Annotated in this window: 22 protein-coding genes and 1 pseudogene; 9 read left to right on the top strand and 14 right to left on the bottom strand. The window is 74.0% G+C overall.

Annotation, left to right across the window (positions count from 1 at the left end; genetic code table 11):
• The 7 genes from IF99_RS0121415 to IF99_RS0121385 form a co-directional block, all read right to left on the bottom strand.
• A partial coding sequence (locus IF99_RS0121415) for a glycosyltransferase (RefSeq protein WP_107048997.1) occupies window positions 1–1,230 on the bottom strand: 1,230 nt, incomplete at its 3' end.
• Window positions 1,227–2,036 (bottom strand): polysaccharide deacetylase family protein, encoded by an 810-nt coding sequence (locus IF99_RS0121410; protein WP_037827264.1) that lies wholly within the window; start codon window positions 2,034–2,036, stop codon window positions 1,227–1,229. The genes IF99_RS0121410 and IF99_RS0121415, both read right to left, overlap by 4 nt.
• Window positions 2,037–2,090: 54 nt before the next feature.
• A complete protein-coding gene (locus IF99_RS0121405; RefSeq protein WP_107048996.1) occupies window positions 2,091–3,866 on the bottom strand; it encodes a lipid II flippase MurJ in 1,776 nt (591 codons plus the stop codon).
• A 119-nt stretch (window positions 3,867–3,985) separates the two neighbouring features.
• Complete coding sequence (locus tag IF99_RS32715) at window positions 3,986–5,674, bottom strand: O-antigen ligase family protein (RefSeq protein ID WP_420705692.1); 1,689 nt, start codon at window positions 5,672–5,674, stop codon at window positions 3,986–3,988.
• A gap of 4 nt (window positions 5,675–5,678) precedes the next feature.
• Complete coding sequence (locus IF99_RS0121395; RefSeq protein WP_078655196.1) at window positions 5,679–7,127, bottom strand: exopolysaccharide biosynthesis polyprenyl glycosylphosphotransferase; 1,449 nt, start codon at window positions 7,125–7,127, stop codon at window positions 5,679–5,681.
• 236 nt (window positions 7,128–7,363) lie between these two features.
• Complete coding sequence (locus IF99_RS0121390; protein ID WP_030998225.1) at window positions 7,364–8,551, bottom strand: glycosyltransferase; 1,188 nt, start codon at window positions 8,549–8,551, stop codon at window positions 7,364–7,366.
• 61 nt (window positions 8,552–8,612) lie between these two features.
• Window positions 8,613–9,896 (bottom strand): hypothetical protein, encoded by a 1,284-nt coding sequence (locus tag IF99_RS0121385; RefSeq protein ID WP_030998224.1) that lies wholly within the window; start codon window positions 9,894–9,896, stop codon window positions 8,613–8,615.
• 476 nt (window positions 9,897–10,372) lie between these two features.
• Here IF99_RS0121385 and IF99_RS0121380 point away from each other — a divergent pair, with 476 nt between their 5' ends.
• From IF99_RS0121380 to IF99_RS0121365, 4 genes are all read left to right on the top strand, one after another.
• Window positions 10,373–10,612 (top strand): chaplin, encoded by a 240-nt coding sequence (locus IF99_RS0121380; RefSeq protein WP_030998223.1) that lies wholly within the window; start codon window positions 10,373–10,375, stop codon window positions 10,610–10,612.
• A gap of 142 nt (window positions 10,613–10,754) precedes the next feature.
• Window positions 10,755–11,165 (top strand): hypothetical protein, encoded by a 411-nt coding sequence (locus IF99_RS0121375; protein WP_030998222.1) that lies wholly within the window; start codon window positions 10,755–10,757, stop codon window positions 11,163–11,165.
• Window positions 11,166–11,345: 180 nt separating this feature from the next.
• On the top strand, window positions 11,346–11,849 hold the full coding sequence (locus IF99_RS0121370) for a DUF5949 family protein (protein WP_030998221.1): 504 nt from the start codon (window positions 11,346–11,348) through the stop codon (window positions 11,847–11,849).
• Between the two features lie 304 nt (window positions 11,850–12,153).
• On the top strand, window positions 12,154–13,341 hold the full coding sequence (locus IF99_RS0121365; RefSeq protein WP_030998220.1) for an FAD-dependent oxidoreductase: 1,188 nt from the start codon (window positions 12,154–12,156) through the stop codon (window positions 13,339–13,341).
• 162 nt (window positions 13,342–13,503) lie between these two features.
• Here the strand turns inward: IF99_RS0121365 and IF99_RS0121360 are convergent, their stop codons facing one another.
• From IF99_RS0121360 to IF99_RS34095, 4 genes are all read right to left on the bottom strand, one after another.
• On the bottom strand, window positions 13,504–13,878 hold the full coding sequence (locus IF99_RS0121360) for a fluoride efflux transporter FluC (protein ID WP_030998219.1): 375 nt from the start codon (window positions 13,876–13,878) through the stop codon (window positions 13,504–13,506).
• Entirely contained in the window at window positions 13,875–14,381 is a 507-nt protein-coding gene (locus IF99_RS0121355) for a fluoride efflux transporter FluC (protein ID WP_030998218.1), read from the bottom strand. Before IF99_RS0121355 ends, IF99_RS0121360 begins: the two co-directional genes overlap by 4 nt.
• 533 nt (window positions 14,382–14,914) lie before the next feature.
• Window positions 14,915–15,166 (bottom strand): hypothetical protein, encoded by a 252-nt coding sequence (locus IF99_RS31710; RefSeq protein WP_051703603.1) that lies wholly within the window; start codon window positions 15,164–15,166, stop codon window positions 14,915–14,917.
• 43 nt (window positions 15,167–15,209) lie between these two features.
• Window positions 15,210–15,365 (bottom strand): hypothetical protein, encoded by a 156-nt coding sequence (locus IF99_RS34095; protein ID WP_158716637.1) that lies wholly within the window; start codon window positions 15,363–15,365, stop codon window positions 15,210–15,212.
• 540 nt (window positions 15,366–15,905) lie between these two features.
• On the opposite strand from IF99_RS34095, the gene IF99_RS0121345 reads away from it, so the two are divergent.
• The 3 genes from IF99_RS0121345 to IF99_RS34090 all read left to right on the top strand — a co-directional run bounded on the left by IF99_RS0121345 (window position 15,906) and on the right by IF99_RS34090 (window position 18,332).
• Window positions 15,906–16,727, top strand: coding sequence for an SDR family oxidoreductase (locus IF99_RS0121345; protein WP_030998217.1), 822 nt, complete (start codon window positions 15,906–15,908; stop codon window positions 16,725–16,727).
• A 32-nt stretch (window positions 16,728–16,759) separates the two neighbouring features.
• Window positions 16,760–17,653 carry a helix-turn-helix transcriptional regulator gene (locus IF99_RS0121340; RefSeq protein WP_030998216.1) on the top strand — a complete coding sequence of 298 codons (894 nt, stop codon included), beginning with the start codon at window positions 16,760–16,762 and terminating at the stop codon, window positions 17,651–17,653.
• Between the two features lie 442 nt (window positions 17,654–18,095).
• Window positions 18,096–18,332 (top strand): hypothetical protein, encoded by a 237-nt coding sequence (locus tag IF99_RS34090; RefSeq protein WP_158716636.1) that lies wholly within the window; start codon window positions 18,096–18,098, stop codon window positions 18,330–18,332.
• On the opposite strand, the pseudogene IF99_RS35075 reads toward IF99_RS34090, so the two are convergent.
• Window positions 18,316–18,501 (bottom strand): annotated as a pseudogene (locus IF99_RS35075) (IS5/IS1182 family transposase); the annotation flags it as partial. The gene IF99_RS34090 and the pseudogene IF99_RS35075 overlap by 17 nt on opposite strands.
• A 55-nt stretch (window positions 18,502–18,556) precedes the next feature.
• Between IF99_RS35075 and IF99_RS34085 the strand changes: the two are divergent.
• Window positions 18,557–18,703, top strand: a complete 147-nt coding sequence (locus tag IF99_RS34085) for a hypothetical protein (protein ID WP_158716635.1) — start codon at window positions 18,557–18,559, stop codon at window positions 18,701–18,703.
• A gap of 31 nt (window positions 18,704–18,734) precedes the next feature.
• Here IF99_RS34085 and IF99_RS0121330 read toward each other — a convergent pair whose 3' ends face one another.
• Window positions 18,735–19,661: a helix-turn-helix domain-containing protein gene (locus IF99_RS0121330; RefSeq protein ID WP_030998215.1), complete on the bottom strand. Its 927-nt coding sequence runs from the start codon at window positions 19,659–19,661 to the stop codon at window positions 18,735–18,737.
• A gap of 158 nt (window positions 19,662–19,819) precedes the next feature.
• Between IF99_RS0121330 and IF99_RS0121325 the strand changes: the two genes are divergently transcribed.
• Window positions 19,820–20,215: a hypothetical protein gene (locus tag IF99_RS0121325; RefSeq protein WP_030998214.1), complete on the top strand. Its 396-nt coding sequence runs from the start codon at window positions 19,820–19,822 to the stop codon at window positions 20,213–20,215.
• A 384-nt stretch (window positions 20,216–20,599) separates the two neighbouring features.
• Here the strand turns inward: IF99_RS0121325 and IF99_RS0121320 are convergent, their stop codons facing one another.
• A complete protein-coding gene (locus IF99_RS0121320) occupies window positions 20,600–21,640 on the bottom strand; it encodes an NAD(P)-dependent alcohol dehydrogenase (RefSeq protein ID WP_030998213.1) in 1,041 nt (346 codons plus the stop codon).
• Window positions 21,641–21,669 lie beyond the last annotated feature (29 nt).

Genomic DNA, 21,669 nt, shown 5'->3' with positions numbered 1-21,669 from the left:
GGTCGGGTGGGGCGCGCGGGGGCGTGGGGGGCGGGCGGCGGCGGGGGTCGCGGCCTGGGCGAGGGCGTGGCGGTAGACGGCGTCGAGGAGCGCGGCCGAGCGCTCGACGGCGTAGTGGCGCACGGCGGCGGGCACGGGGAACCGCTCGCCCGGCGGGAGCCCGCGCCCGTGCCCGGTGGCGCGGCCCCAACGGACGGCTTCGGCGAGCGCGGCCGGTGAGCCGCCGACGCGCTGCGCGGGCGCGGACTCGGGGGGCAGGTCCTCCAGGGCCGGGCAGCGCACGTAGAGGACGGGGAGCCCGGCGGCGAGCGCCTCGACGACGGCGAGTCCGAAGGCCTCGTCGGCGGAGGGCGAGAGGAAGACGTCGGCGGCGCAGAGCAGGGCGCGCAGTCCGTGCGGGTCCTGTTCGCCGGTGAGGTGCACGCGGTCGTCGAGGCGCAGCCGCGTGGTCAGGGCGCGCAGGGCGGCCTCCTCGGGTCCCGCGCCCGCGAGGACGAGGTGGTGGTCCGCGGGGAGGAGGGCGAGGGCCTCGACGAGCGCGGCGAAGCGCTTGCCGGGGACGAGGCGGCCGGCTCCGGCGAGGACGTGCGCGCCCGCCGGGATGCCGAGGGCGGTGCGCGCGGTGGTGCGGAGTTCGGGGTCGTGGGCGAAGGCGGCGGCGTCGATGCCGTTGGGGACGACGTGGACCCGGCTGTCGGGGACGCCCCAGCGGGCGAGGCGTTCGGCGACGGTCTCGGAGACGGCGACGGTCGCGGTGCCGAGGCGTTCGCCCGCGAGGTAGAGGGCGCGGACCCCGGGGGTGAGGGGGCGGCCCTCGATCTCGGTGTCCCCGAGGGAGTGCTCGGTGGCGACGAGGGCGCGCACCCCCGCGAGACGGGCGGCGAGACGGCCGTAGAGGCAGGCGCGGTAGAGGTGCGTGTGCACGAGGTCGTAGCGGCCCGCGCGGATGTGCCGGGCGAGGCGGGGCAGCGCGCTCAGGTCGCGGTTGCCGCCCATGCCGAGGTGGTGGACGGGGACTCCGTCGGCGCGCAGCGCGGTGGCGAGTGGCCCGGGGTGGGTGAGGGTGAGGACCTCGCTGTCGGCGGTGAGGCGGGGGACGAGGAGCCGGAGTTGCTGCTCGGCCCCGCCGACGCCGAGCCCGGTGATGACGTGGAGGACCCGGGGGCGGGGGGCGGCGCCGGGGGGTGGCGCGGTGCCCGTGCGGGGCTCCGCGGCGGGGGCGGTGCTCATACGCGGGCCGCCTCCTCGGGCGCGAGGGGCGCGTACGGGAGCGTGGCGAGCGCGGTGGGGCGTCGGCGGGCGTGGAGGCGGCGCTTGAGGGCGAGGAACGGTGCGGTGTCGCGGCTGCCGATGTGGACGCGCGGAAGGGCGTACGGGCCGGTGTGCGCGCCGGGGTCGATGGCGCAGGCGTACCGGTAACCGGCGGCGCGGACGGCGTCCATGGCGCGGGCGTCGAGTGTCCCGTACGGGTAGCAGAAGCCGTCGACGGGTGTGCCGGTGAGCTCGGTGAGGCGCGCGCGGGCACCGGCGGTCTCGGCGCGGAGGGTGGCGTCGTCGGCACGGGTGAGGTCCACGTGCGTCAGGCCGTGCGAGGCGAGTTCCATGCCCTCGGCGCGCACGCGGCGCAGTCCGGCGGCGGTGAGGAGGGCTTTGCGGGGGCCGAGCGGGTCCCAGGCGTTGTCGCCGCCGAGGCGGCCGGGGAGGGCGAAGACGGTGGCGGTGCAGCCGTAGCGGTGCAGGAGGGGCACCGCGTGGGAGAGGAAGTCGGCGTAGCCGTCGTCGAACGTGAGCCCGACGAGTCCCTCACCGCGTCCGGCGGCGCGGGCCGCGAGGAGCGCGGTGACGGACACGCCGCGCAGTCCGCGCCGTCGCAGCCAGCGGAGTTGCCGCTCCAGGCGGTGCGGGGTGACGGTGACGCGGTACGGGTCCTCGCGCACCTCGGAGACCGAGTGGTACATGAGCACCCACAGCGGGGTGGCCGGAGCGGGGCGCGCGGGAAAGACGGGCGCGGGAACGGCGGGCGGTTCAGCGGGCATCGCGGCGCTTTCTCGTACGGGGGGACGGGGAGCGGGACCGGCGGAGGGAGCCGGCTAGTCGGGGGGAGGCGCGTCGCTCGCGCGGGTGGCGTCGCTCGCGCGGGTGCTGGGCGCACCGGGCGTACCGCTCGCAGGCGCCCCGGCCGTACCGCTGGCAGGCGTATCGCTCGCACGCGTACCGGTCGTACGGGTACGGCCCTTTCGGCCGGTCCGCTTCGCGAGGGTCTGGCGGAGGACTTCGGCGGCCGGGAGGCGCAGGGAGAGGGCGGTGCCGAGGGAGACGGCGAGAAGGGCGAGGGTCCCCGCGGCGAGCCCGGCCGCGGGGGAGGCGAGGCGAGCGGCGGCGAGGTGGGCAGCGAGGCAGCCGAGGGCGGCGGCGAGGACGAGCCCGGCGAGGTCGCGGGCGACGGCCCCGGTGCGGAGCGGGAGGGAACGGCGCAGGGGCCCGGCGAGCATGAGGGCGGCGGTGGTGCTGATGCCGAGGGCGTTGGCGGCGGCGAGGCCGAGCACACCGTGCGCCGGGGCGAGGAGGGCCGCGCCGAGGGCGGTGACGCCGAGGCCGGCGAGCATGGCGGCGGCCGGGTACCAGGTCTTGCGCGCGGCGGAGAAGTAGGAGCGGATGAGGGCGCCGACGAGCGTGTGGCCGAGGAGGCCGAGGGCGTAGACGCGCATGACGGCGGCGGTCGCCGCCGTATCGGTGGCGGTGAAGGCCCCGCGCTGGAAGAGGAGTTCGACGATCTGCCCGGCACAGGCGATGACGACGGCGGCGCCGAGGAGGACGACGCACCCGGCGAGCGAGAGATCGCGTTCGACGCGGCGGCGGGCGTCCTCGGCGCGCCCCTCGGCGAGCGCTTTGGCGACGACGGGGAAGGTGACGGTCGCGAGCATGAGCGACATGACCATGGGGACCTGCGCGACCTTCTGCGCGTAGTTGAGGTGGGAGATCGCGCCCGGGGCGAGCTCGGAGCCGAACCAGCGCTCGACGAGCACCTGCGACTGCCGGAAGAGCGCGAAGCACAGGACGGGCCCGAGGAGCGCGGGGTCGAAGAGCCGGGTACGGGCCGGAGGCGCGTCCCCGCTCGCGCCGCCGATGACGCGCCGCGCGCGCAACTCCCGTACGAGGAACGGCGCCTGCACGAGGACCATGAGGCCGCCGCCGAGCGCGACGCCGAGCGCGGCGGCGCGCACGCCCCAGCCCGCCCAGGCACCCACGAGTGCCATCGCGGCGATGATGCCGGTGTTGTAGGCGACGTAGATGGAGGCCGGGGAGAGGTAGCGGCGGTGGACGCGCAGGGCCGCGCCGCAGTACCCGGCGAGGCCGAAGCTGAGGGCGCAGGTCGCGGTGAGGCGCGTGCAGTCGATGGCGAGCTGACGGCGCGGCAGCCCCGGGGCGAGGAACTCGACGATCCAGGGGGCGCCCGCGACGAGGAGGAGCGCGACGAGCGAGAGGATCGCGCAGAACCTGGGGAGCGTGGCGCGCACGAGGGCGCGGACCGGGTCGGGTTCCCCTGCGCCGCTCGTGGCGCGCAGGGCGAGCGCGAGGGAGAAGGCGGGGACGAGGACGAGCGCGGTGCCGTCCTCGATGAGGAGCGTGGACGCGAACTCGGGCAGGGTCCAGGCGACGAGGAAGGCGTCGGTCTCCTGCCCGGCCCCGAAGAAGTGCGCGAGGGCCTGGTCGCGGACGAGCCCGAGCACGGACCCGGCGACGGTGAGGGCGGCGGTGATCCCCGCGGCGCGCGCGAGGAACCGGCCGGAGGGGTCGCGGCCTTCGGAGCGGGGGGCGGGGAGGGCCTTCGGGGGGACAGCGGGGGCGGGGCGTGTGGCGGGCATGGCGTGTGTGGCGTGTGTGGCGGTCGCCACGGTCGTCGCTGTGCCCGCCGTACTCGCCGGGGGTGTGGCGTGCCCGGTCCGTGCGGTGGGCTCACCGGGAGCGGTGGGTGTGCGGTCGGTCATGGGGTCCGCCTCTCGGAGGGCTGGGAGGCGGGGTGCCCGGCGGGGCGGGGCGCGGCGTACGGAGCGGGTCGCCGCGCCTCGCAGGGGACGGGTCCGGCCGTCCCCCGCACGCGCGTCGGCTCCGCCCCCTCCGCGTCCGGCCGCTCCGCCCCGTACCGCACCCCGAGTCCCCACCAGGCGGCGAGGCCGAGGGCGAAGGCGGTCATGACGGTGGCGGGGCCGCCGATGTCGGCGTAGACGAAGTCGACGAGCTGCCACAGCAGGAGACCGCAGGCGACGAGTCCGCAGTCGAGGGGGCGGCGGCGCGGGAAGGGGCTCCGGTGCGTGCCGACGAGGCGGCGCACGCCCAGGACGAGGAGCGCGGCCCAGCACCCGCCGAGGGCGGTGAGGCCGATGAGGCCCTGTTCGCTGAGGACGAGGAGGTACATGTCGTGCGGGGACAGGAGCGCCTGGACGCGGAAGTCCTGACCCGCGCCCGCGGTGTCGCTGCCCGCGGAGAGGGCGAGCGAGGCGTGGCTGTCGCGGTGGGCGGGGAAGCCCTTCAGGCCGACGCCCGTGACCGGGTGCTCGCGCCACATGTCGCCCGCGGCGGCCCACATGGTGTACCGGTCGGTGACGGACCGGTCGGGGGCGGCGGTGACCTTGGTGATGCTGCTGAGGCGTTCCTGAAGCATCGCGGAGCCGATGCCGAGACCGCCGACGAGGACGACGGCGGCGGCGCTCGCGGCGGCGAGGACCTTGAGGGCGCGGCGGGGTCCGGCGCCGAGGAGCTGGAGGCCGAGGACGGCGGCGGTGGCGATCCACGCGCCGCGGCTGAAGGAGAGGGCGAGCGGGACGAGGAGCGCGGCGGCGCAGGCGGCGGCGAGGGGCCGCTGCAGACGCGGGGCCTCCCCGGGGCGGGCGAGCGCGAGGCCGCTCGCGGCGACGAGCCCGTACGCGACGACCGTGGCCATGCCCATGACGTCCCCGGGCCCGAAGGTGCCGACGGCGCGGATGTCCTCGCCCATGTAGGAGGCGCCGGAGCCGGTGAGGTACTGGACGACGCCGACGCCGCCCTCGGCGAGAGCGAGCGCGACGAGTCCCCAGGCGAGGACGCGCAGGTCGCGCGGGTCGCGGAGGGAGAGGAGGAGCGCCGCGGGGACGAGGACGAAGATCTGGAGGTAGCGGCCTAGCCCGGCGATCCCGGTCGCCGCGTCGGCCGCGCCGAGAGCGGCGAGGGCGAGCGCGAGGACGGGGACGCCGAGGAGGAGGGCGGCGCGGGGGGTGAGGGGGGCGCCGGGGGTGAAGGGGGCGTGGGGGGCGTGGGGGCGGCCGGTTTCGCGGGTCTCGGCGGTCCCGCCGGTCCTGCGGCTCTCGCCGGACACGCGGTCCTCACCGCCCCCGCCGTCCCCCCGCCTCTCGCGCAGGAGCCGCAGCGCGACCGTGAGGACGAGGACGGCGGAGGCCGCGTCGGCGGGGGTCGCGCCCTCGGCGCCCGGGGACGCGGGGTAGGCGAGGAGGGCGAGAACGGCGAGGGCGGGGAGCAGCCGGGCGGGGACGTGGCGGCGGACGGCGCGAACGAGGACGGTGAGCGGCGCGGGCCGGGCCGCCTCGCGCGGCGCGGCGTCCGGCGCGGCGTGCGGGCCGGTGGGGGCGGCGGGCTGCCCGGCTGCGTGCGGGGCGGCGTGGGCGGGTGCGTGGGTCACGGGGTCAGCTCCCCGAGGGGCGGACGAGCGAGACGGCGGTGCGCACGAGAATCCGTACGTCGAGCCACAACGACCAGTGGTCGACGTAGTAGTTGTCGTGCCGGGAGCGGTCCTCGATGGAGGTGTCCCCGCGCAGGCCGCTGATCTGCGCGAGCCCGGTGAGGCCGACGGGTGCGCGGTGCCGGTGCCGGTACCCCGCGTACGTACGGCCGAACTCGGCCACGAAGAAGGGGCGTTCGGGGCGCGGCCCGACGAGGCTCATGTCGCCGCGCAGGATGTTCCACAGCTGGGGCAGCTCGTCGAGCGAGGAGCGGCGCAGGAAGCGGCCCACCGGGCTCATGCGGTCGTCGTGGGCGACGTTCCAGCGGGTGGCGGCCTCGCGGTCGTCGCCGGGGCGCAGGCTGCGGAACTTGAGGAGCGTGAAGGCCTTCCCGTACTGGCCGACGCGTTCCTGCCGGAAGAGGACACCGGGGCCGTCACTGAGGCGGACGGCGAGGGCGCAGGCGAGCAGGAGCGGCGAGAGGAGCACCAGGGCGGGGCCCGCGAGGGCGAGGTCGAGGGCGCGTTTGCCCGCGCCGGGCCGGCGGGGGCCGGGGGGCAGCGGTGTGAGCGGGTAGCCGGCGAGGCTCGTGGTGCCGGGCGCGGAACCGTGCCCGGGGCCGCGCGCGTCCAGGCGCCACAGGGCGCAGCCGTGGGCGCGCAGGAGCCGCAGGTACGCGGCCGGCGGCTCCCCGACGCACAGCGCGAGCCGCACGTCGTGCGCGCCGAGGGCGCGCCGCACCTCGTCGGCGGAGCCGAGCACGGGCACGTCCCCGGGTGTCCCGGCGCGCGGCCCGACGATGCCGACGGGCAGCACGACGGGCCGCTCGCAGCGGCGCAGCACCGTGGCGACGGTGTGGGTACGGGCGTCGCCGACGAGCAGCGCGGCGGCGGGCCGCGCGCGCCGCCGCGCCCGCCGCCGCCCGTGCACGAGCCCGCGCACGCTCGCGGCGACGAGGCTCTGCGCGGCCCACGCGGTGATCAGCGCGGGGAGCGGCAGCGCCGCCTCCGGCCGCACGGCGGCGAGCAGCGCGGCGACGACCGCCCAGGCGAGGGCGGTACGGGCGCAGAGCGCGGGCACCTCGTCGAGCACCCCGGTCTCCGGTCCTGGCCGGTACAGGCACGCGGACCGCGCGGTGAGGACGAGCAGCGCCCCACCGAGCGCCGCCCATTCCCAGCTCCACCCCGCCCCGGCCACCAGCCCACCCACGAGCACACCGAGCAGGTCGGCGGTGACGAGGGCGAGAGAGGGGTGGGGGGCGCGGCGGGGGGCGAGGGGACGGGGCGCAGTGCGGGAGGAGGCGCGGGCCGGGGTGCGGACGGGGGTGCCGGGCGCGGTGCGGGGCGCCGGGCGCGTAGCGGTGCGGGGGGCCGGGCGCGTAGCGGTGCGCGTCGGGGATGCGCTTCCGGCCACCCTCAGTCCGGCGCCGCCGTCGCCCGCCCCGCTTCCTCCGGCAGCCGCCGCTCCGCCCTGCTCCACCACACGCTGTTCCGCGCCCGGCGCGCACGGCTGGTCCCCGCCCCGCGTGTACGGCTCCGCCGCACCCCTGCGGCCCCCCTGCCCCCGCCGGTCGGCGTCCAGCGACTCGCCCCGGGACCTCGCCGTGTCCGACGGCGAAAGCTCCACGCGCACAAGGTCGTTCTCCACGCTCACGAGGTCATCGACTCCCTTGGGGGGCGGGTCCCGGCGGTCGTGCCGCGCGGGCCCGGAGGGGTGGTCCTGGGCGTCCGCGCGAGGAGGGCGCCGTAGAGCGCGGAGACGGCCCGCGCGGTGCGTCGTACGTCGTGACGGGCGCGCACGTGCGCGAGCCCCACCGCGGCGAGGTCCACGCGCAGGGCGGGCGCCCGCAGCAGGCGCGTGAGCGCGGCGGTGAGCGCGCCGGGCTCCTCGGGCGGGACGAGGCTGTACGGGAGCGCCGCGTCCGGCAGGCTCTCGCGGGCGCCGCCCGTGTCCGTGAGGACGAGCGCGCGCCCGCAGGCCATCGCCTCCAGCGGCGCGAGCGCCATCCCCTCCCAGCGCGAGGGCAGCACGACGAGGTCGGCGGCCCGGTACCACCGCGCACAGTCCCGCGCGGCCCCCACGAACGCGACGCCCTCGCCCGCCTGTTGGCGCAGCTCCGCCTCGTCGGGCCCGTCGCCGACGAGGACGAGCCGCGCCCCCGGCACGGCCTCGCGCACTGCGGGCCAGGCCCGCAGCAGCACGTCCTGCCCCTTCTGGCGGCACAACCGCCCCACGCACACGACGAGCGGGGCGCCGTCCCCGTACGCGTACCGGCCGCCCTCGGGCCGGAAGGCGGTGAGGTCGACGCCGTTCGGCAGTACGGAGAACGCACCGCGCACGCCCGCCTGTTCACCGGTACGGCGCTCGGCCTCGCTCACGCAGAGCAGCCGGTCGGTCCAGCGGGCCGCGTACCGCTCCCAGTGCCGCGCGAAGGCGCCGACCGGGCCGCCCGCCGCCTCGAACGACCAGGCGTGCGGCTGGAACACGGTGGGCAGCGCCCCGCGCACCACGAGCCGCGCGGCGAGACCGGCCTTCGCGCTGTGCAGGTGCAGGAGTTGGGGCCGCACGGCGTCGATCACCCGGCGCAGACCGGCCGTTTCGGCCCGCAGCGCCGGTCCTGGCGCGCGCCCCGCGTACCACTCGTGCACGAACGCCCCGTGCCGGGAAGCCTGTTCGCCGAGCGTGCCGTCGGGCGGGCAGGCCAGACGGACGTCCATGCCGTCCGCGCACTGCGCGCGCACGAGGTCCGTGACGACGCGCGCGACGCCGCCTTCGACCGGCTGCGCCACGTGCAGGACACGTGCGCGGGCCGGGAGTTCGCACTGCTCTGCTGACACTGACACGCGCGCTGACCCCACTGTGCGAGGAACGGACGGGATGACGGAGCGGGAAGAACGGTCAGCCGCGTCGCCCGCCCGCCGCGACACCGGCCCTCGCGCCACCGCCCGCCCGCGCCTCGTCCGTCTCCGCCCAGAACGCCCCCAGCCACACCGCGTCCCGCTGCGCCGACACGTCGGCCCGCAGCCCCGTGCCGCCGCGCCGCAGGGCCTTGCGGAGGTCGAGGACGTCGGAGTCGTAGCCGAAGGTGTGCGGCGGGACCCGGCGCGAACTCCTGCCGGAGGCACTCGTCCGGTCACTGATCGTCGAGTTGAAGAGGTCGGCGGACGGGTTCGCCGCGTCGCCGCCGAGCGGGACGGGCTTCGCCTTTCCGGTACGCACCGTGACCGCGTCCCCGTCCACGCCCCGGTCCCCGTCGTATGCGACGAATCCCGCGCGGCCCGAGGCCCCGGCCGGGACGTGGTGGCCCGGCAGCGTGAGGCGCAGCGTGCGGCGGTCGCGCTCGCCGACGTGCAGCGATTCGAACCCGTCCCACAGGGCGAGCCGCCGCAGCGGCGCCTGCGGCTCCTCCCAGGCGGCGACGAGCGTCCACCCGCCCCAGCCACCGGTCGCCGAGTGCCCCTTCGCGATGGGGAGCTGGGCCACGGTCCACTCGCCCGGCCCGCTGGCGCGCACGAGGTCGGTGACGTCGGCCGAGGCGTGCAGGGCCTCGGCGCCGCCCGCCACCCGGTGCCCGATCGCCGTGTCGGCGCCGACCTTCCGGTAGGCGCCGCCGGGCTCGGCGACGAGGACGGTCCCCGCGTCCGCGAGGGGCTTCCGCTCGCCGACGCGCAGGTTGCCGCCCCAGTACAGGCGCGCGTAGCGGATGCGCGCGCCCTCGGGGATGTCGAGGCGGGCACGGGTGGAGTTGTAGGTGTTCGGGTCGTCGTCGCTGTCCTTGTAGGACAGCGCGTAGTCACCGTTGTTCGGCGCGGTCCGCCCCTTGACCGCGCCCTCGCCGCGCCGGGCGCCCGCGCACGCCGGGACGCCCTTGACGGCGGGCGCCTCGCAGACCACGGCCGACGCGGCGGCCCGCGCGAATCCCCCGTGCAGGGTCGCGCTCCAGCGCGGCGCGAAGGGCACCCTGGTCGCGGCGCGCGGCGCGGCGGCCCGGAGCTCCGCCTGCGCCGCCCCGCTCGCCGCCACGGGCCGTGCTCGCGCCCCGCTCGCCGTCGGCGCGTCCTCCGCCTCCGCGCCCCGCGCGGCGGCGCCCGCGAGGGGCCCCTGGGCGAGGGCGGCGAGGGCGAGCAGCGCGCAGGCCGCGCCACGGCGCACCACGGCGGACAGCGGAAGTCGGCTTCGCATGACGGCCCTCCGAGGGCGGTGTATGGGGGGGGCGGGACAGCCCGGACTCACACTCCGGAAAATGGGCATTACGCCCCGTATGCCTCTGAATCGCACACAAGGTGCACGCCATGACAACAAGGGCGGAACGACGGGACTCTAACCCCCGCCCTCGGGAGAATCCGTCAGCATCGGCGAGGCGGTTCGGGTGTACTTGTCAGATCGACTGCCGAACCCCCCGAACGGCCCCTCCCGCATCCGCCCACCAGCGGCGACTTCCCGTGCGGGCACTCGCACGCGGTGATCACGGCAGACGTGCGGCGTGTCGCACGCCACTCGGACAGGGGGCGTTTCACCTTTTCGGGGCACAACGCGCGGCGTCCCGACGACGTTGTTGCAGTCGCCGGGGCAGTTCCCGGCATCCCGGCCCGCGGCGCAGCCAGCGGCACCGGCCGGGCCCCGCACGATTCCTCGACACCCGTAAGGAGCGCTTCGCCATGTCGCGTACCGCCAGGGCCCTCGTCCTCTCCTCCGTCGCCGCCGCCGCGCTCGCCGGCTCGGCCGGTCTCGCCTCCGCCGACGCCGGCGCGCAGGGCGGCGCCGCCCTCTCGCCGGGCGTCATCTCCGGCAACGCGGTGCAGATCCCGGTCCACGTGCCGATCAACCTCTGCGGCAACACGATCGACGTCGTCGGCCTGCTCAACCCGGCCTTCGGCAACACCTGCGTGAACGCCTGACGTGAGGAGAGGCCGCCCCCGGACGGGGGCGGCCCTTCGCACCGGGGCTCCGGCACCAGCCCCTCCGGCGTTCGAGGAGCCGGGGCCGCGGACCCCCGGGACCGGCCCCGACGAGCGCGCGACCCCCGACGAGAGGATCACCATGTCCGCCCGCACCGCCAAGCACCGCAAGCCCCGCACCACCCCCTCCGCCGCCAAGGCCGCCGCCGTGGTCGTCGGCGGTCTCGCCGCCGCGACCGCGGCCGCCCCCGCCTTCGCCGCCCCCGCCGTGGACACCGCCTCCCTCACCCCGAGCAGCCTCAACGGCGGGTACTACGCCGCCGCGACGCAGCTCCAGGGCGCCGTGGACACCGTCGCGAACGACGCGCTCGACCCCTCGAAGCCGGACTCCCTCGGCAAGACCGTCGACGCCGTCGCCCGCGAGGTGAAGCCGCTCCTGCCGCAGCAGAAGCTCGACCCCGCCTCGCTCGTACGGGAGGGCACCACGACCAGCGCCGCCACGGGCCTCCTCGGCGGCCTCCCCCTCGACAGCCTCGGCGGCCTCGGCGGCTGAACCGGCCCCGGAGGCTGAACCGGCCCGCCTGCTGAACCGGCCCCGGCGGCTGAACCGGCCTCGTACGGGCGGAACGGCCGTGCGAACCCCCAAACCCTTTGGAGTGATGGCCGGTTCGGGCTCCCCCGGACAGGTGAAAGAGCGAGGGCCCGGCCGGGGCGGAGTCGCTAGGGTCCGGGGGTGACTTCCACCGACAGCGCGCAGCGCGTTTTCCGCCCCGCCGAACTCGGCACGCTCGTCGTCGTGGCGTGGAGCGGCAAGCACCCCGACGACGACCACGACATGCCGTTCCTGCTCGCCTACCCGCTCGGTGACGGCACGCGGGGCCACCAGGGGGCGACCGAGGCGGCGCTCGCCCTGCTCGCGGACACGAAACTCCCGGTCGGCGGCACCCTCCTCGACGGGACGCAGACCTCCTCGCTCCCCCTCACCCTCCTCGTCGAGGCGGGCTCGGCCGCGCTCACCATGCCCCCGAACCTCAACGCCCAGTGCGAGGTCCCCCCGGAGTGGTTCGCCGCCGCCAAGCAGCGCGGCTACGCCTACTTCATCTTCGCCACCCGGCCCTGGCCGCAGGCCGTCCCGGGCCGGGAGATCACCGAGGAGGCGCTCGCCGCGTTCGTCGGCGACACGGAGATGCTCACCTCCTCCGCCCACGTCCTCCTCCCCGTCCGCAGCCTGCGCTGACACACGCCGAGGGGCCGGGCCACGGCACCCGGCCCCTCGGCGGCGCATCCCGGGCCGCGCGCGGTAAGCGCGTGCGCGAGCCGCTTGACCCGGGGGGCCCCGCTCCGTCGCCGCCTCGGCCCGTACCACCGCCCGCCCCGGCCCTCGTACCGCCGCCCCCTGCACCCCGCGCCCCGCATCCGCCCCCTACCGGCTCCCTCCGGCCCCGTGTCTCCGCTCACCCCACCCTCGAACGAACTTGTTCGTCACGAACATGTTCGTTACGGTGGAGGCACCACCACCCGCCCTCACCCCGGAGGCAGCCATGACCAGCACCAGCACCCCCACCGCAGCGTCGGGCCACGCTCCCGCCCCGCACTACCCCATCGCGATCATCGGCGGCGGCCTCAGCGGCCTCCTCCTCGCCCGTGTCCTCATAGCGGGTGGCGTCGACGCGACCGTCTTCGACCTGGAGAGCGGCCCCGAGGCCCGCGGCCAGGGCGGCATGCTCGACATCCACGAGGAGACGGGCCAGGCCGCCCTGCGCACCGCCGGTCTCCACGCGGAGTTCCGCGCGAAGGTGCACCCCGGGGGCGAGGCCGTCCGCGTCTGGGACAAGGCGGGCACTCTCGTCCACGACGAGCCCGACACCGGGGACGGCGACCGCCCCGAGATCGACCGCGGCGACCTGCGCGCCCTCCTGCTCGCCTCGCTCCCCCCGCACGCCCTGCGCTGGAACTCCAAGGTCACCGGCGCGCGCCCGCTCGGCGCCGGGCGCCACGAGGTCACCCTCGCCGACGGCACCGTCTTCACCACCGGCCTCCTCGTCGGCGCCGACGGCGCCTGGTCCCGCGTCCGGCCCCTCCTCACCCCCGCCGAGCCCGCCTACACGGGCATCTCCTTCATCGAGTTCGACCTGAAAGACGCCGACGCCCGCCACCCCGAGGCCGCCGCAGTCATCGGCGACGGCATGTGCTTCGCGCTCGGCGACGGCCAGGGCTTCCTCGCCCACCGCGAGACCGACGGCTCCCTCCACCTCTACAGCGCCCTGCGCGTCCCCGAGGCATGGCTCGACGCGCACGACTTCTCCGACACCGAGCGGACCCGCCGGCTCCTCCTCGACGCCTTCGCCGACTGGGCCCCGCACCTGCGCGCCCTGCTCGACGGGGCCGAGGACGGCTTCGTCCCGCGCCGCATCCACGCCCTCCCGGCCGGCCTCACGTGGGACCGCGTCCCTGGCGTCACCCTTCTCGGCGACGCCGCGCACCTCATGTCCCCCTTCGCGGGAGAGGGCGCCAACCTCGCGCTCGCCGACGCCGCCGACCTCGGCACCGCCCTCCTCGCCCACCCCGGGGACACCGAGGCCGCCCTCGCCGCCTACGAATCCGTCCTCTTCCCCCGCGCCGCCGACACGGCCGCGATGTCCGCCGCCTCGCTCGACATGCTCTTCGGCGAGGACCCGACCCGCCGCCTCGTGGACGTCTTCACGGGGGCGTACGACCCGCAGGGCTGAACGCACCTGGCCCCCGCTGCACCGGGACGGGCCACCGCGACACGGCGCGCGGGGCGGGGCAGCGGCTACGGGGCGGTCACGCGCCGTATGAGGACCGGCCCGCGCTCGCCGAGCGGACGGGGGCCGGTGCTCGCCGAGGGGCCCGCGTTCGCCCGCAGCCCTCTACCCCCACACCCCCGTCGCCACCGCGACGCCCGCGCACCCCGCCCCGAGCCCGGCCCCCATCGACAGCAGCGCGTAGCCCAGCGCGAGACGGCCCGCGCCGGTCTCGGCGAGGCGCAGCGCCTCGTAGGAGAGCGTCGAGTACGTGGAGAGCGCCCCGCACAGCCCCGTTCCAAGGAGCGCGACGACGTGCGAGGACGCGGCGCCCGCGAGCGCGGCGCCCGTCACGAGCCCGAGGACGAGACAGGCGAAAACGTTGACGCTCAGCGTCCCCCAGGGGAAGGGTCCCCGGCTCCGCGCCGTGATCCAGCGGTCGGCGGCATACCGCGCGGGCGCGCCGACGAGCGCTCCCGCCACCACGAGCAGCCAGTTCATCGCTCCCCCTCCGCGACCTTCGCGAACCGCTCCCTGAGCGCGTACCGCGCGAGCGAGGCGCTCCCCCACACCGTGAGCACGGCCGCCGCCATCGTCCCGAAGAGGTACGCGCCGGCCACCGCGTACCGCTCGGCGACGATGAGCCCCCGCACGTCCATCGCGTACGTCGAGAACGTCGTGAAGCCGCCGAGGACCCCCGTACCGAGGAAGGGCCGCACCAAGCGGTGGGTGTACGGGCGGAGTTCGGCGACGATCGCCAGGAGGACGCCGATCAGCGCGCAGCCGACGACGTTGACGAGGAAGGTCGTCCAGGGGAAGTGCCCGCTCGCGGTCGGCCACAGCACGGAGGCCCCGTACCGCGCCACCGCCCCGAGCACCCCGCCCGCGGCGACGACGGCGAACACGGGCCCCTGCCCGTCCCACAGACCGCTAACGGGCACATCCGCACCGACATCGGGGTCAACGGGTTCGGGGGCCGGGTCACGCGGCTTCGCTGATGTCACGCAGGGTCTCCCACTCGCTCGAGCGCGCGCGGCAGCGCACACCTCACCTCGCAAGCAGGGACCGTTGGCGGCTGATCCGCGGTTGGAAACGGTGGGCCCCACCACCGCGGCCCCTCCCCCGCACGTACCAACTCATACGCGAGCGAAGCCACCGTCCATGCTACTCCGCACTCTGCACGCCCACCGGCCCCTCCACCCGGTGCCGCCGGGGCCGACCGGACCAGAAGCCGGTGAGGCATTTCGGCGCCCCCGGCCGTACAAAGTGCTCCGCTAGACGGGAGGGAAGTGAACGCGACCCCATTTCCTCTTCACAGTGCTGATCAATTTCATTCTTGCGGCGTTCCGCACCGGATTCCTTTCTACCCGCCCTTTCCTTGCCGCCCCGCTTCTTCGCCCCCAATGCCATGAGGGAAGGCCGTGGGCGTCGAGGCGGCGGGCACGCCATGATCCATCGCTGGCGACGCCGACGATTCCCACCGGACCCGGGGCGAAGCCGCAGGCAGGGAGTCCGCCACCAGTCGGGCGGTGACCTGCTATTTCTTCGGCTTGGAAGTGAAAGCGGTGTAGCGGATATCGGCTATCTCGGCGTCGGAGATCCAGCACTGGCCCTCCTCGTCCCAGACCGCTTGGGGATATTTGATCGGCCTCCAGGCGTCTTCGTCGATGCGGCCGATGGTGGCTTTGGCGGAGGCGTTCATCCGCATGGTGCGGGAGAAGCGGGCACCCAGGGCCCGGCAGGCGTTGATGACGTCGGCGCCGTAGAACGCGGAGTCCGCCCGCAGCACCAGCAGGCCGTTGGCGCCGCAGGCGCGTGCGGTGCGGATGGTCTCAGCGACGAACGCTGCCGCCCCGCGCGCGGAGTTTCGTGGGTCCCTTGCGCAGCCTGGTGGCGGCGATCACGGGGGCGGACAGGGGTGTGGCGGCCTGGCCGGCACCGTGCCGCAGCCGGTCCATGTCGTCGATGCTGTCGGCGCCCGCGGCCATGCCGCCCACCAACGACGCCGGTTTCGTCGCTGTGAAGGGCGCCGGTGCCGTCCTTCGAGGCAGGCAGCCGGACGTGTTCGTCGGCCAGCTTGGGCAGGCCGCACCGCTCGGCCCCCCGCACCACCGGCTCCGGCCCGCCGTACGCGATCAGGTTCGGGCCATCGAACGCGAATGAGGCCGCCGCCGCGGCATGGGGGATCGCATCTCGGAAGTGCCTTGTCGATCCTGCCTGATGTGGTCCTCAAAAACCCCATCATCGCAAATCGCAAGGCACTCCTTCGTTTCTTGGTGAACCATCCACCGGCATCAAGCCGGGGTGATCCGGACTCAGCGCACCAGGAAAGGGGGGTTCTGGCAGTACCTGTATCACCAGGGTCTCCCAGATGTCCACAACGCCTGTCAACCTGGCGTGAGTCGAAAGCGCCGACCGCACTCCATGGACACGCACTGCGGCTTTCCCTCCATCAGACCGATTCAGCTGCCGCCCCGAATGCGTGACCGTGTCGGCGCACTCTGACACGACAGAAGGAACGGACACCAATGACGGACAACCAATTCACCACTCACACGGAACTTTTCGATCTGAGCGGGAAGTACGCACTTGTCACCGGCGGCACCAAGGGCATTGGGATGATGATTGCGCGCGGCCTTCTCCAGGCGGGCGCCCGCGTCGTCATCAGCTCACGCAATGCGGAAACGTGCGCGGAGGCACAGCACCTGCTATCCGAATTCGGCGACGTCCAGGCAATTCCCGCCGACCTGTCCAGGCACGACGAGTGCCGGCGCCTCGCTGATCTCGTCATGGCCGACTCGGGACGCTTGGACATCCTCGTCAACAACGCGGGAGCGATGCGCAGCGAGCCGCTGGAGACGTTCCCGGACGCGGCCTGGGACGCAGTGCTCGACCTCAACCTCAAGTCGCCGTTCTGGCTGGTGCAGGCACTGCTTCCCGCACTTCGCAGGGCGGGAACCGCCGATGATCCGGCACGGATCATCAACATCGGCAGTATCGCCGCCATCCACGTCGCCCAGGCGCCCACCTACTCGTACGCCAGCAGCAAAGCGGCTCTCCACCAGCTCACCAGAGTGCTTGCCCGGGAGCTGGGTCCACAGCACGTCACGGTGAACGCGGTAGCACCGGGAGTCTTCCCCTCGCAGATGATGGGGGCCACGCTCGATGCCATCGGCGACAAGATCGCGGCGGCGGCCCCGCTGCGCCGGATCGGCCGCGACGACGACATGGCGGGTGCCGCCGTGTTCCTCGCCAGCCGGGCCGGCTCCTACCTCACGGGCGCCATCATCCCGGTAGACGGCGGCACCGCGACGACAGCAACGGGTACTCCCCCCGTCATGGGCCACTGACCAGTACGGCTGAACGGGCCTACAGTAGGAAAATGGCCGAGATGGATCCACGCACCGAGATCCGGGAGTTCCTCAGCTCGCGTCGGGCCCGCATCGCACCCGAGCAGGCGGGCCTGCCCGCTTACGGCGGCAACCGCCGGGTCAAAGGTCTGCGCCGCGAGGAGGTCGCGCTGCTCGCGGGGGTATCGGTCGACTACTACGTGCGCATGGAGCGCGGCAGCCTCGCCGGTGCCTCCGACGGAGTGCTCGACGCGTTGGCCTCTGCCCTGCAACTCGACGAGGCCGAGCGCGACCACCTGTTCCACCTCGCGCGCCAATCGAGAACGCCCCGCGGTCCACGCCGGCGCGGGCCTGCCGTGGCGGTGCGCTCGACGCTGCAGCAGGTGCTCGACGCGATCTCCGAGGCGCCGGCCTGGATCGGTAACGGCCGTTATGACGTGCTCGCCATGAATCAACTCGCTCGCGCGCTGTATTCACCGGTGCTGGCCGATTCGCGACGGCCCGCGAACACAGCGCGGTTCGTCTATCTGGAGCCCGAGGCGGCCAGAGATTTTTTTGTCGATTACGACCACGTCGCCGGTGCCGTGGCTGCGAAGCTGCGCATGGAAGCCGGCCGCGATCCGCACGACGAGGAGCTGATCGCCCTGGTCGGTGAACTGTCAACGCGCAGTGAGCTGTTTCGGCAGCGGTGGGCATCTCAGGACGTGCGGCTGCACCGGTCCGGCCGTAAGCGTATGCGCCATCCGGCCGTGGGCCAGCTCGACTTGGACGTCGAGTCCCTGGAACTGCCCGCCGAACCCGGCCTGCACCTCAACATCTACACCGCCCCCGCGGGCACACCGACCGCTGATAATTTGGCGCTCTTGGCGTCGTGGGCGGCCACCCAACAGACGCTGGCAACGGAGCTCGAAGCACACAACGGATAGCCCAACCCCTTCACCCGTACCAGGATCCGTTCCCCCGGCCAGCTTGGGCAAGCCGCACCGCTCGGCCAGCCGCACCACCGGCTCCAGCCCGCCGTATGCGATCAGGTTCGGGTCATCGAACGCGGATGAGACCGTCGCCGCGGCATGGGAAGATGGCATCTTGGAAGCGCCTTGTCGATCGTGCCTGATGTGGTCCTAGAAAAACCCCATCATCGCAAATCGCAAGGCCCTTCTTCGTTTCTTGGTGAACCATCCACCGGCATCAAGCCGGTGGATCCGGGCTGAGGGATCGGATCCGGCCTTGCAGCAGGAGCCGACGGCAGTTGGGGGGCGGCGCCACCGGAGTGCGCAAAAGGGGCACCTGGCAGCAGCGAGGCCATGGGGTCGACCCGACGCACGTGACGCCGTCACCGCCACCCCCATCCACCCGAAAGAGGACGGCATGTTTCTTTTTATCTGGTCGACGATGGCGTTCCTCATTGGAGCGGCAATTGCTTTCGATTACCGAAATCTGGCGATTCGCGCCTACGACATAATGTCTGCCGCTTCTCCCGGCGGTGGCGTGAGCCCGCGTTTCACGCCGGACCATCTGCGCATCATCTTTGCGGTGGTGTCAATCGCCTCAGCCGGCACGGCAATCGCCAGGGGTATTTCGCTGTTTTCCGCCAGTACGCCGTGACCAGCAGTACCCGGTCCTCCAGCGGCAGGACCCACGGCCGGCCCCGCTGCGGCTCCTCCGCGATCTCGTGACGCACCACCGTCACCAGCTTCGCGAAACAGCACGGGCTCAGCCCGGTGAACGGGGCTTTCCAGAACGGCTCAGGCGCCGCGATCACACCACCAGCCACACCAGGATCGTTCCCTCCCGGACCAGGCGTCTCGGATCGTCCACAGGCTGCACGCATGATCGTGCGCTGCATACACATCGTCAGTCCGGTGACCGGCGAGATCGTGACCGATCACCCCGGTATCCGTGTCGGCGCGGAGTACTCCGTACTGGAGGTGCTCACGGAGCCGGACCTGACGGCTGAAATCCTCGCCGACTCGTGATCGCCGGTGAGCGGCGGGCGCGTACTGCCGCTCAGTCCCCTCGCTTGAGGCGCAGGTCGCTGACGGATTCACCGAACTCGCGTTTCAGGGCCCTGCCGAGGTGTTTGGTGTCGTGGACTCCCCAGCGTGCCGCGATCGTGGCAGTGGAGATGTCCGCGCAGGCGGGGTCGAGAAGGTCTCGGCGGATGCGTAGCAGGCGTTCGTGGCGGACCCAGGCGGCGAAGGTCAGGTCACCGCCCTTGAAGAGCGCATGGAGGTACCGGACGGAGATGCGGTGCTGGTGCGCGACGCGTTCCGCACTGAGGCGCGGGTCGCCGAGCTGGGCCAGCACGTAGGTGCGGATGCGGTCGGCGAGGTCGCTGGCGACGGACGCCCGCTCGGGGGTGGTGTCGGCGAAAGCGGCGAGGAGGAGTGCGGTGAGCGCGTCGGCCAGATACGTACGGGACACACACTGACGGGGAAGGTCCTCGCCGGCCGCGGACAAGGCGTGGCCGAGCAGTCTGCCGATCCCGCCCTGAGTGGATATGGGGAGCGCCGTGCGCCGGCTGATGGAGTTCGCGTGCCTGCCCAGACTCGCCCGGGGAACGCAGAGCACCGTCATGTCACTGGGGTCGGCGCCGATGAGCCGGTAGGGCCGGGTGTTGTCACAGGCGAACAGTTCACCGGGCCTCACCGCCCTGGTCCGGTCGTCCTGGGTCGCCGTGACCGGGCCGTGGCGGTGCAGAGTGAAATGCATCCACTCCACGTCGCTGGAGGAGATGCTGCGGTTGTCCCGCGTCACCGTCGCGGCGGCGGCCCGGATACGGACGACGACCACGGGTCCGATGACCTCGTGGTCCACCACGGCTTCGAACCCGTGCGGCCCGGGATCGGTCACCCGCAACGGGGCGAACAAGGCCGAGGCGACTGCCTCGAACGACTCGGTTCCCCTTAATCGGGAACCCTTGCGGTCGGTCATGCCGTTGTGCTCCCAGACCCCTGGCGCATGTGCGGTTCAGTCCCAATTGTGCACCGTGCACGAACTGGGGAGTCACTGTGCGCATATGGGTGCTCGCAGATCGCGGTCCGCGCCTACGGTCGTCAACGAGCGTTCAACCGGCGTGACACGCGCCCCGGTTGACGCTCACTCACCTCGTCGACATCTGGGAGATCCGCATGATCAAAGGTCGTATCGGAAAGGCAGTGGCCGCAACGGCGCTCCTCCTGGGGGGAGCGATGACGCTCGCGCCGAGCGCGGTGGCGGACAGCGGCTCGTCGGTGACCACCCGCCCCGCGTCCGGCGACTCCACGCAGGCCTCATGCTGGGGCCAGCGGGTGACCGGCAGCGGGGGGCATGAGGGGAACAAAACCTGGTGCGACTCGGGGCGGTACCGGGAAGTGATCAAGTGCGAGACCCTGGGCGGCTACCAGTACACGCACTACGGCCCCTGGGTATGGGCGACCGCGGAGAGCGTCGCCTGGTGCAACATCGGCGACAGGATCATCGGGGACCACACGGAGTGGGGAGCCTGAGGTTCCTTTCGGGGACGCCCGGTCGGTACGCATCGACCCATGCCGGCGAGTTCTGCGTGGAGATGAACCAAAGGTTGTCCCGTAGCCGGTGAGGGTCGGTGCGTCCGCCGGGCCTTGAACCGTGCGGTCACGCGATCCGCGACAAGACAGCGGCCGACGCCGCTTCGCGGAAACGGCTCGACGCCCCAGCAGCCGCCTCGGGCGCCGCACTCAGCACGTGCGCCACGGCCACCCCGCCCTTCCATGGAGATCCGCGGCGGCTCCTGACCACCGGTGACGTCCTCCCCGCCAAAACTCACCGTCATGTGCGGGGTGGGGCGGGGCGCCGTCCGTGCGCGCCGCATTGGCCTCGGCTCGCACGGCACGGCCCGGCCCACTGTCTCTTCAGTCCAGGTCGGACAGGTCGAGCACGAAGCGGTAGCGGACGTCGTTTCGCCGGAGGCGGTCGAGTGCCGTCTCCACCTGGGAGGACGGGAGCACTTCGATGTCGGCGGCGATGCCGTGGTCGGCGCAGAACCGGAGCATCTCGGCTGTCGCCGGGCGGCCTCCGCTGCCGCCGCCACTGAGTCTCTTGCGGCCGACGAGCAGGTCCATGGCCTCGACGGTGACGGGGCCCAGGTAGCCGAGGAGGCTGAGGGTGCCGTCCATCGCCACCGTCTTCAGGTACGGGGCGAGGTCGTGCGGGGCGGAGATGGTGTCGATGACGACGTCGAAGGTGTCGCGCGCCGCGGCCATGTGCTGGGGGTCGGTGGAGTCGATGAGGTCGTGAGCGCCGAGCTCGCGGGCGTCGTCGCGCTTGTCCCGGGTGCGGCTGAGGACGGTCGTGGTGGCGCCGAGTGCGACGGCCATCTTGACCGCGAGGTGGCCCAGGCCGCCGAGTCCGGCCACGGCGACGCGACTGCCGGGACCCACGCCGAGGGAGCGCAGGGGTTCCCAGACCGTCACGCCCGCGCACATCAGCGGGGCAGCAGCGGCCGGGTCGAGACCGGAGGGGAGCGGGTAGGCGAAGGCGTCGCGCACGACGTACTCGCGGGAGTAGCCGCCGAGGGTGGTCGAACCGTCGTGCCGGTCGGTGCCGCCGTAGGTCAGCGTCGGGAAGGCGTGGCAGAAATTCTCCTGCCCGGCTCGGCACATGGCGCACACGCCGCAGGAGTCGACGATGTTGCCCACCGCGACCTTGTCACCGACCGAGAAGGTCGTCACCTCGGGGCCGGTCGCGGTCACCACGCCGGTGAATTCGTGACCGGGCACCAACGGCGTTGTCGCCTGCGGGTCGTGGTCATGCAGGGCGTGCGCGTCGGTGTGGCACACGCCGCAGTAGTCGACCCGCACCGCGAGGTCGTCCGCGCGCAGGTCCCGGCGCTCCAGCGGCGTGCGCCGCAGCGCCGTCCGTCCGGCCGCCTGCCATCCGGTGGTCGTTCGCATACGTGGCTCCTTAGACAGACCGTTCGGTC

It is taken from the genome of Streptomyces sp. NRRL F-5630 (genome assembly GCF_000719475.1).
In the GTDB taxonomy this organism is placed as follows: domain Bacteria; phylum Actinomycetota; class Actinomycetes; order Streptomycetales; family Streptomycetaceae; genus Streptomyces.
Note: the sequence above shows the minus strand (reverse complement) of the source record. Positions and strands in the feature narration are given on the sequence as shown.